The 8,645-nt window shown below is 69.6% G+C and carries 9 protein-coding genes and 1 pseudogene; 8 read left to right on the top strand and 2 right to left on the bottom strand.

Annotation, left to right across the window (positions count from 1 at the left end; translation table 11 throughout):
* The 3 genes from FNH05_RS25220 to FNH05_RS25210 form a co-directional block, all read left to right on the top strand.
* Positions 1–2,135 (top strand): xanthine dehydrogenase family protein molybdopterin-binding subunit (locus tag FNH05_RS25220; protein ID WP_144591196.1); only part of this gene is annotated, 2,135 nt, incomplete at its 5' end.
* Positions 2,136–2,144: 9 nt separating this feature from the next.
* Positions 2,145–2,621, top strand: a complete 477-nt coding sequence (locus FNH05_RS25215) for a (2Fe-2S)-binding protein (protein ID WP_144591195.1) — start codon at positions 2,145–2,147, stop codon at positions 2,619–2,621.
* 159 nt (positions 2,622–2,780) lie between these two features.
* On the top strand, positions 2,781–3,986 hold the full coding sequence (locus tag FNH05_RS25210) for a PucR family transcriptional regulator (RefSeq protein ID WP_144591194.1): 1,206 nt from the start codon (positions 2,781–2,783) through the stop codon (positions 3,984–3,986).
* Here FNH05_RS25210 and FNH05_RS40095 read toward each other — a convergent pair.
* Positions 3,874–4,251 (bottom strand): DUF4235 domain-containing protein, encoded by a 378-nt coding sequence (locus FNH05_RS40095; RefSeq protein WP_144591193.1) that lies wholly within the window; start codon positions 4,249–4,251, stop codon positions 3,874–3,876. The genes FNH05_RS25210 and FNH05_RS40095 overlap by 113 nt on opposite strands.
* Before the next feature lie 164 nt (positions 4,252–4,415).
* Between FNH05_RS40095 and FNH05_RS25200 the strand changes: the two genes are divergently transcribed.
* From FNH05_RS25200 to FNH05_RS25185, 4 genes are all read left to right on the top strand, one after another.
* Positions 4,416–4,769, top strand: coding sequence for a cold-shock protein (locus FNH05_RS25200; protein ID WP_222426706.1), 354 nt, complete (start codon positions 4,416–4,418; stop codon positions 4,767–4,769).
* A gap of 159 nt (positions 4,770–4,928) precedes the next feature.
* Complete coding sequence (locus FNH05_RS25195; protein ID WP_144591191.1) at positions 4,929–5,600, top strand: PAS and ANTAR domain-containing protein; 672 nt, start codon at positions 4,929–4,931, stop codon at positions 5,598–5,600.
* 57 nt (positions 5,601–5,657) lie between these two features.
* Complete coding sequence (locus tag FNH05_RS25190) at positions 5,658–6,116, top strand: SRPBCC family protein (protein WP_144591190.1); 459 nt, start codon at positions 5,658–5,660, stop codon at positions 6,114–6,116.
* A gap of 1 nt (position 6,117) precedes the next feature.
* The gene (locus tag FNH05_RS25185; RefSeq protein WP_144591189.1) at positions 6,118–6,759 is read left to right on the top strand and encodes a UdgX family uracil-DNA binding protein; all 642 of its coding nucleotides are present in this window, start codon (positions 6,118–6,120) and stop codon (positions 6,757–6,759) included.
* A 321-nt stretch (positions 6,760–7,080) separates the two neighbouring features.
* On the opposite strand, the pseudogene FNH05_RS25175 reads toward FNH05_RS25185, so the two are convergent.
* A pseudogene (locus FNH05_RS25175) lies at positions 7,081–7,623 on the bottom strand (hypothetical protein); the annotation flags it as partial.
* A 61-nt stretch (positions 7,624–7,684) separates the two neighbouring features.
* Here FNH05_RS25175 and FNH05_RS25170 point away from each other — a divergent pair.
* Positions 7,685–8,645, top strand: a 961-nt coding sequence (locus tag FNH05_RS25170) for a DNA polymerase ligase N-terminal domain-containing protein (RefSeq protein WP_144591188.1), incomplete at its 3' end; no start/stop codon positions are given.

Genomic DNA, 8,645 nt, shown 5'->3' with positions numbered 1-8,645 from the left:
ATCTCGGTGACGCGCTGACCCTGGCCGCGCTCCCCACCTCGGGCCTGATCGCGATCGCCATCAACCGCGACGGGACGGCCTCCTTCGCCGTGCCGCGGGCCGAGGTCGGCCAGGGCATCACCACCACGGTGGCCATGCTCATCGCGGAGGAACTCGACCTGCCGCTGGACAAGGTCGGCGTCAGCCTCGCCGATGCCCGCCCGGAACTGCTGTTCAACCAGCTCACCGGCGGTTCCAACTCGGTGCGGTCGCTGTACCACCCGGTGCGCGCCGCGGCCGCGATCGCGCGGGCCCGCCTGCTGTCCACGGCGGCCGCGCAGTGGCGGGTCCCCGTGTCCAGCCTGACCGTCCACAATGGTGTGATCCACGGGGCCGCGGGCCGGAGCGCCACCTACGGCTCGCTGGCCGAGGCGGCGGCGAGCGGCAAGGTGCAACAGGTCAGCGCGGAACCCAAGGCGGCTTCGTCGTTCAAGCTGGTGGGCACGCCGCAGAACCGGATCGACGCGCGCGACGCGGTGACCGGGCGCAAGAAGTTCACCATGGACCTGCGGGTCCCGGACGCGAAGCCCGCCATGGTGCGCCGGCCGCCCACCATCAACGGCACCGTCGTCAAGGTGAACAACCTCGCGGCGGTGAAGGCGATGCCCGGGATCACCGACGTCGCGGTCGTGTCGACCGGGGTGGCGGTGCGGGGGGAGACGATCACGCACTGCATCGACGCGGTCCGTGCGCTCGACGTCACCTGGGGACCGGGCACTGTGGACGGTGAGTCCGACGACACGGTGCTCGCCAAGCTTCGCGCGGCCGCCCTGCCGATGGCGGTTCCGCCGGTGCTCACCGACTCCATCGACGCGGAGTTCGTGTTCGCCTTCGCCAGCAACAGCGCGCTGGAAACCAACTGCGCGGTCGCTGACGTCCGCGCCGACCGCGCCGAGATCTGGTCCGGGCTGAAGTCGCCGATCGCGGTGCAGGAGGAGATCGCGGTCCGCGCCGGGCTGCCGGTGAGCGCGGTCAAGGTGCACGTGATGCAGGGTGGCGGCTCGTTCGGGCGCAAGCTGTTCGGTGACGCCGCGATCGAGGCCGCCGAGATCTCGAAGAAGATGGGCAAGCCGGTCAAGCTGATGTGGCACCGCACCGACGACTTCCGGCACGGCAGGGCCCATCCGATGTCGGTGTCGCGGGTCCGCCTCAACCACGCACTGGGGAATGTGGTCACCTACGAGCAGCGGCACACCAGCGTGGCCACCGACTTCGGGCACGGCCTCGGCGAACTGCTCAGCTCCGTCGCGGCCCGGCTCCCCGTCGGCGACCTCGGCTTCTCGGAGACGATTTTCGAGCTGTCCCAGTCGATGCCGTACAACTTCGGGGTCACCACGCAGCTGCTCAACGAGGTGCCGCTCAAGTTCCACACCGGCAGCATGCGCAACGTCTACTCGCCCAACGTGGTCTGCGCCCGGGAACTCGTGGTCGACCGGCTCGCCGCCAAACTGGGCCGGGACCCGCTGGAGTTGCGCCGCTCCTTCCTGAAGGAGGAGCGGTACCGCGCGGTGCTGGACAAGGTGGCCGAGGCCGGGAACTGGGGCCGCAGGATGCCCGCCGGGATGGCCCAGGGCATCGCCTTCCACGCCGAGTACAAGAGCTGCAGCGCGGTTCTGGTCGAGATCGACTGCCGTCCGGAAACGGTCCGGCGCAAGGTTCGGGAGGGCGTCACCGGCCCGCGGGTGACGAAGGCGTTCATGGCGGTGGACGCCGGGCTGCCGATCAACCCGCGGGGCCTTCAGGCCCAGATGATGGGCTGCATCAACGACGGGATCGGGCTGGCGCTCACCGAAAGCCTGCACATCGACCACGGCCTGCCGCTGGAAGGCAGCTGGGACAACTTCTTCTACACCCGGCAGTGGAACACACCGCTGGAGATGAAGATCATCGTGATGCCCGCCAACGGTGAACCCGGCGGCGCGGGCGAGCTCGGCGTTGCCAGCTCGATGGCCGCGGTGGCCTGCGCGTACGGGCGCGCCACCGGCACCATGCCCACCCGTTTCCCGATCAACCACGGCACGCTGGGCTTCGAGCCCCTGCCGCGCGAACCGTCCATTCCCGACTCTCCCGTCGACGGCCTCAAGTACGCGTTCTAGGAGTCTTCCTTGTCAAAGCACACTTTTGTCCTGAACGGCAAGCAGGTCACGGTGGACACCGACGACCACGTTCGCGTGCTGTGGGTGCTGCGGGACCTGCTGGGTGTCACCGGCCCGAAGTACGGCTGCGGGCTCAACGTCTGCAAGGCCTGCACGTCCCACATCAACGGCAAGGCGTTCAACCCCTGTTCCGTTCCGGTGTCCGACCTCAAACCGGAGGACGAGATCACCACGATCGAAGGACTCGAGGACGAGCGGACCGGGCAGTTGCACCCGATGCAGGAGGCGTGGCTCGCGCACGACGTCGCGCAGTGCGGCTACTGCCAGCCGGGGCAGATCATGACGGCCATCGCCAAGGTGCGCCAGGCCAGGGCCGAGGGGCGGGAGCTCGGCGACGCCGACTTCGACGAGATCCGCAACATCTGCCGCTGCGGTACCTACAACCGCATCCGGGAGGCGATCACCACCGGGGCCGCCAGGATGTGACCCCGGCGCAGCCGTGCCGCATCCGCGGCGGAAAAGCCCCGCGATCACCGTGATCGCGGGGCTTTTCCGCTGTCAATAGTCTAATCGGCCCAATTGGTGTTAGATGACGCTTCCGGGGGCTCGACGGGGAGCCCCGGGAGCGACACGGTGAGGACATCGATGCGGTACACGGGGACCGAGCCGGCGGTGGCCCAGCTGGCCGCCGCGGCCTGGGTGCGGATGCCGAAGCTGGTGGAGAGCGCTTTCACGAAGATCGTCGCGGAGATACCGGTCTACCGGAACGAGCGTTTCGTTTCGCACGGGCAGCTGCGCGCTTCGTGCGAGGAGAACCTTCGCTTCCTGGTGGGAGCGTTGCGTGAATCCGGTACGCCCGATCTGTCCAGTGCGGTGGCCACGGGGCGGGAAAGAGCCCGGCAGGGCGCGCCGCTGCCGGAGCTGCTGCGCGCTTTCCGGATCGGGTTCACCGAGGTCTGGCAGAGCCTCGTGGAGCTGGCGGAGGCCGACGGCGACACCGACGCTCTCGTCGCCGCGACGAGGGGCATCTGGGCGCTGATCGACGACTACACCGAGGCGCTCACCTCGGCCTACCGCGAGACCGTCGCCTCGATCGTGCGGACGCAGCACGAGAAACGCCTGGCACTGCTGGAAGCGCTGTTCAGCGGCGCCACCGCCACCCAGGGCGTGCTGTGGGAAATCGCGCGGATGCTGGATCTTTCGCTCGATGGCACCTTCGTCGTGGTCGCCGCCCAGACCCCGGGACTGGGGCAGGAACCGTTGCCCGGGATCGAAAACGCGTTGCGGCAACGGCACCACGCCTCCGCCTGGCGGCTCTCCCCGGAACTCCAGGCCGGTGTGGTTTCGCTGCGCGCCCCGGAGGGCGCGGAGCCGGTTCTGGCCCTGCTCAAGGAGAACGCGACCGGGCGGGTGGGGGTTTCCCCGGTGTTCAGCGGCCTCGGCAACACCGCCCGCGCCCTGCACCTGGCGCGGGTCGCGCTCGCCGGGGCGATGCCGGGCACGGTGGAGGTCGTCCAGTTCACCGAATCACCGCTGGCGGGGCTGGTGGCCAGCGACCCGGAGGCGTCGGCGCACCTCGCGCACCAGGTCCTGCGACCGCTGCTGGAACTCCCGCCCGAGGACCGCAACGTCCTGCTGCTCACGCTGAGGGCGTGGTTCGACTGCCGCGGTTCGACGAAACTGGTGGCCGAGCGTGTGTTCTGTCACCCCAACACCGTGCGCCACCGGCTGAAGAAGATCACCGACGAGCTCGGCCGCTCGCTCGCCGACCCGGCGGACATCGCCGAACTCGGTACCGCGCTGCGCGCCCTGACCCTGTTCCCCGAAACGGCGCAGCTTCCGCGGAGCTGATCCGCTTCTTCTCCAGGTCGTAGCCGGTGCTGCGGTGGAACACCTCCGCTCCGCCGCGCTCGAACGCGGCCTTCACCACGCCGAAAATGGCGCCCTGCAAGGCCGCGGCGAGCAGCACCTCGCGGAGGGTGTGCTCGGTCGAGGTGGCCTTCGGGGCCTCCGCCTCGCCGGAGATCGCCTTCCACGACTGCTTGAAGATCGCGCCGGCCAGCACACCGCCGAGGGCGCTGACGACCAGGCTGAGCGGTTTGTAGAGCAGTTTCATGGCTTCTCTCCGTCCCCGTCACCTTGGGTAGCCGATCGAGCGAGTACCCGCGCCTGCCCGCTTCACACCGCCGTTGTGTGGTCCGGCACGAGGCGGTACCTTGGCGCCAAGGTGTGGTTGGGCGGCGGTTTTCCCGCCCGGATTGGACAATGGGGTTGGCTGCGGTGGTCACGGGTAAGGTTGTTCGTTTCGACGAGGCGCGCGGGTTCGGGTTCGTGGCGCCGGACAGCGGTGGCGAGGACGTGTTCGTGCACGTCAACGATCTCGATGTGGACAAGCGGATGGTCGCCCCCGGCACCATCGTCGAGTTCACCATCGAGAAGGGCGATCGCGGCCTGAAGGCCGCCAACGTCCGGGTCGTGCGGTCCACCGCCGACTACGACGTGGACAGCCTCGACTTCCGCGAGGAGCTGACCGAGGCGCTGCTCACCGGCGCCCCGACCCTGACCGCGGAGCAGATCGTGCGCGTGCGCAAGGTGGTGCTCGACCTCGTGCGGGATCAGGGCTGGCTCGACTGAGCGATCCGCTCTTCGGCGTGACACTCGCCCCGCACCGGCGTGCTCCGGTGCTCGGTGCGCGAGTCCTGATGATCTTTTGGCTATGATCTGGCTTTCTGGGATTGTCCAGCAGCGTGGCACCCGTGTCGAGCAAGCTTGTAGCACAGGAGCCGTACACGCATGTCCACAATGCCGGATCCGTTGTCCGTCCTGCCCTCCGGCCAGCGCGCCGATCAGGTGGGCATGTACCACTGGGACGTCCGTTCCCGGGCCTGGTCCTGGTCCGCGGAGATCTACCTGATGTACGGCTACCGGCCGGGCTCGGTCTCACCCGGCCTGGAGGTGGTCCGCAAGCACGGGCATCCGATGGATCGCCCGCAACTGGCGGAGGTCTTCGAAGGGGCCAGAGCCGGCGGCGAGGCGTTCAGCTGCCAGCTGCGCATCGCCGCGGCCGACGCGGCCACCCGCGCGGTGGTCGTGGTCGGTGACGTCGACCGGGACGAGCGGGGCACCACCGCGGTCCACGGCTACTACGTCGACCTGACCACGGCCCGGCTGCGCGAGGCGGTGCAACTGTCCGAACTGGCCGGGGAGGCCGCTGGGCTGCAGCGGGCGATGGCTTCGCGCGCCGGCATCGAGCAGGCCAAGGGCATGATCATGTTCGCGTACGGCTGCGATTCGGCCGCCGCCTTCGAACTGCTCATCGGCGCATCCCAGCGCGGCAACGTCAAGCTGCGGGAACTGGCCGAGCGGCTGGTGGCCGCGGTGCAGACCCCGGTCGAGCGGGACCGCGCCCGCGAGTACCTGGAGTCGGTCCTCGCGCGGCTGGCCAGACCGGGCGAAGACGTGTAGCCCTCCCTCCGGCGAGGTACCCGAAGCGTGATCGCCAAGGGAGAAGCAAGGAGGGGCATGAGCACCATCACCGAATCGGTCGACGTGAACGTCCCGGTGAGCAGGGTCTACAACCAGTGGACGCAGTTCGAATCCTTCCCGGATTTCATGGCCGGGGTCGAGGAGGTCCGCCAGGTCGACGACACCCACCTCCACTGGGTGACCCGGATCGCCGGGGTCAGGCGCGAGTTCGACGCGACCATCACCGAACAGCACCCGGACGAACGGGTGGCCTGGCGGTCGGACCGGGGCCCCGACCACGGCGGGGTGATCACCTTCCACCGGCTCGCCGACGACAGGACCCGCGTCACGGCCCAGATGGACATCGACCCGGAGGGGTTGGCCGAAAACGCCGCGGACAAACTCGGGGTGCTGGACCGGCGCGTGCACGGTGACCTGCACCGGTTCAAGGAGTTCGTCGAGGGGCGCGGCCGGGAGACCGGCGCCTGGCGCGGTGACGTGGGACGGCCGGGCTGACATGCCTGCCACGCGCGAAAAGCGGGACGCCTCGCCATTCGTCCCGGACAGCACCGAGCTGTCCCGGTTGCGGGAGGCGTCCCGCTCCTGCCGGGGCTGCGACCTCTACCGGGACGCGACGCAGACCGTGTTCGGTGCCGGGCCGGACCACGCGCGGGTGCTGGTCGTGGGGGAGCAGCCCGGCGACCGTGAGGACCTGGAGGGCGAGCCGTTCGTCGGGCCCGCGGGCCGCCTGCTCGGCCGCGCCCTCACCGAGGTGGGCATCGACCGCGACGAGATCTACGTGACCAACGCGGTCAAGCATTTCAAGTTCGACCGCGAGGGGCGCGGGAAGCAGCGCATCCACAAGAAGCCCTCGCGCACCGAGGTGGTCGCCTGCCGTCCGTGGCTGCTGGCGGAGATGGCGGCGGTGCGGCCGGAGGTGGCCGTGCTGCTGGGCGCCACCGCCGCGCAGGCGGTGATGGGACCGGCGTTCAAGGTCACCCGGCAGCGCGGGGTGCTGCTCGACGCGCCCGAGGAATTCCACGGCCGTCCGGAACTGGTGCTCGCCACCGTCCACCCGTCGTCGGTGCTGCGCGCACCCGATCGTCACACCGCCTACGCCGCCCTGGTCGCGGATCTGAAGGCCATTCCGCACTCCTGAACCCGGGCGCGGGGAAGGCCGTCACTCCTGCCTGCCGCGACCGCTCAGCGCATCGCGCATCCGGTCGATGAGGCCCGCGCCGGGACCGAGGATGCGGTTGGCGGGATTCGATGCCTCGTACCGTCCCCCGGCCAGAGACTGTCCGATATGGACGCGCAGGACAGCTACAGCTACGAGCTCGCGTTCGTGCGGACAGCGAAGAACAGCTGATCGAGAAGTACGAGCGCGTGGCGGGCGGGCTGCGGTTCGAATTCGGCGAGGTGTGAGGAGGAATGTTCCTGCGCGCGGTGGGTTCCCTGCCGCACGGGATCACCGAGGACGATCGATCGAGAACGTGGAGTTGTCCAGCCCGAGCCCGCCGATCACCCGTTTCGACAGGTCGAACATCCGGTGCACCAAGGGTTCCGGAAGCTGCGAGGGGTACTGGTGGCGCAGGAAGGACGAGCTCCCCGGGTAATTGATCGAATCGAGTGCCCCGTTGACCACCACTTCCCCGTCGTGGACGAATCCCTCGGTCGCGGCCTGCACGCCATGCATCGCCTCTTCGGCCAGGCACGCCAGCGCGCCCGCCTCGGCCACCTCCGGTGGCAGTTCCAGGCCCGGCGCGTGGTCGAGCACGTACTGGAACGGCTCGCCGACGCGGCCGATGCCCTCCCGGATCTTCGTGACGGCTTCGCCGAATTGCCTCTCGCACGCCCGCTGTGCCTTGTCGATGAGGTCGGCGATCGGGATCTCGCCCTCCTGCAGTTCGGGGACGCTCAGCAGGGGGTGGTACCGGTACTCCTCGGCTCCCGGCACCCGCCGCAGCGTCCGCAGGTTCGCGTCGTCCAGTCCCAGCACGAAAATGTTCTTCGGACTTGCCACACGTGTCGAATCCCCGTTGTAGCGCCGGGTAAACACCGCCGGGATGGGTACGTTGATCCTCGTGGCGGAGCTGAGCACCTACCGGAAGAAGCGGGATCCCCGGCGGACGCCGGAGCCGGTTCCGGAGGAGGACGCGCTGCCGCGCGGCGGCAACGACGTGTTCGTGATCCAGGAGCACCACGCCCGGCGGCTGCACTGGGACGTGCGGCTGGAACGGGACGGGGTGCTCGTGTCGTGGGCGGTGCCGAAGGGCCTGCCGCCCCGGCCGGGTTCCACCCGCCTTGCCGTGCACACCGAGGACCACCCGCTGGAGTACGCGGGCTTCCACGGCGAGATCCCGGCGGGGGAATACGGCGCGGGCACCATGTCCATCTGGGACCGCGGCCGCTACGACACGCTGCACTGGAGCGACAACAAGGTCGAAGTGACCTTCCACGGCAGCAGGGTGCGTGGGCGCTATGTGTTCGTGAACCGGCATTCCGCCGACGACGGGCAGGAGTGGATCGTCCGCCGCCTCGACCCGCCCCGGCGGCGGAATTCGCTGGACCTGCCCGAGTTCGTGCCGCCCATGCTGCCCACCAAGGGGTCTTTGCCCCCGGGCGAGGAAGATCTCGACTGGGGCTACGAGTTCTTCTGGGACGGTCTCCGGCTGCAGGCGCGGGTGGAGGGCGGCCGCGCCGGGCTGCGCGGCGCGGACGGCGAGGACGTCACCGCGGCGTATCCGGAACTGCGCGGACTGGGAGAACAGCTCGGGGCCACGGAGGTGCTGCTCGACGGCGTGCTGATCGCCTTGGACGAGGGAAGGCCCGATGCCGGGGCGCTGCGCCACCGGACGGGGGCCGGGGACGCGCGCCAGGTCAAGCGGCTCGCCGAGCGTTACCCGGCGCTGTACCTGCCCTTCGACGTGCTGTACCTCGACGGCCGATCGTGCCTGGACGAGCCGTACTCGCGGCGGCGACAGCGGTTGCGGAAGCTGCGGCTGGAAGGCGGGAACTGGCGGGTGCCGCAGCACTACCCCGGGG

Source organism: Amycolatopsis rhizosphaerae (assembly GCF_007713715.1).
Taxonomy (GTDB): domain Bacteria; phylum Actinomycetota; class Actinomycetes; order Mycobacteriales; family Pseudonocardiaceae; genus Amycolatopsis_E; species Amycolatopsis_E rhizosphaerae.
This window is presented reverse-complemented; position numbering and strand designations above follow the sequence as displayed.

What these genes read in the sequence shown, in the direction of transcription:
- FNH05_RS25190 (WP_144591190.1), top strand. Translation starts at nt 5,658, where the DNA reads ATGAGCACCATCACCGAATCGGTCGACGTGAACGTCCCGGTGAGCAGG.
- FNH05_RS25210 (WP_144591194.1), top strand. Translation starts at nt 2,781, where the DNA reads ATGCGGTACACGGGGACCGAGCCGGCGGTGGCCCAGCTGGCCGCCGCG.
- FNH05_RS40095 (WP_144591193.1), bottom strand. Translation starts at nt 4,251, where the DNA reads ATGAAACTGCTCTACAAACCGCTCAGCCTGGTCGTCAGCGCCCTCGGC.
- FNH05_RS25185 (WP_144591189.1), top strand. Translation starts at nt 6,118, where the DNA reads ATGCCTGCCACGCGCGAAAAGCGGGACGCCTCGCCATTCGTCCCGGAC.
- FNH05_RS25195 (WP_144591191.1), top strand. Translation starts at nt 4,929, where the DNA reads ATGTCCACAATGCCGGATCCGTTGTCCGTCCTGCCCTCCGGCCAGCGC.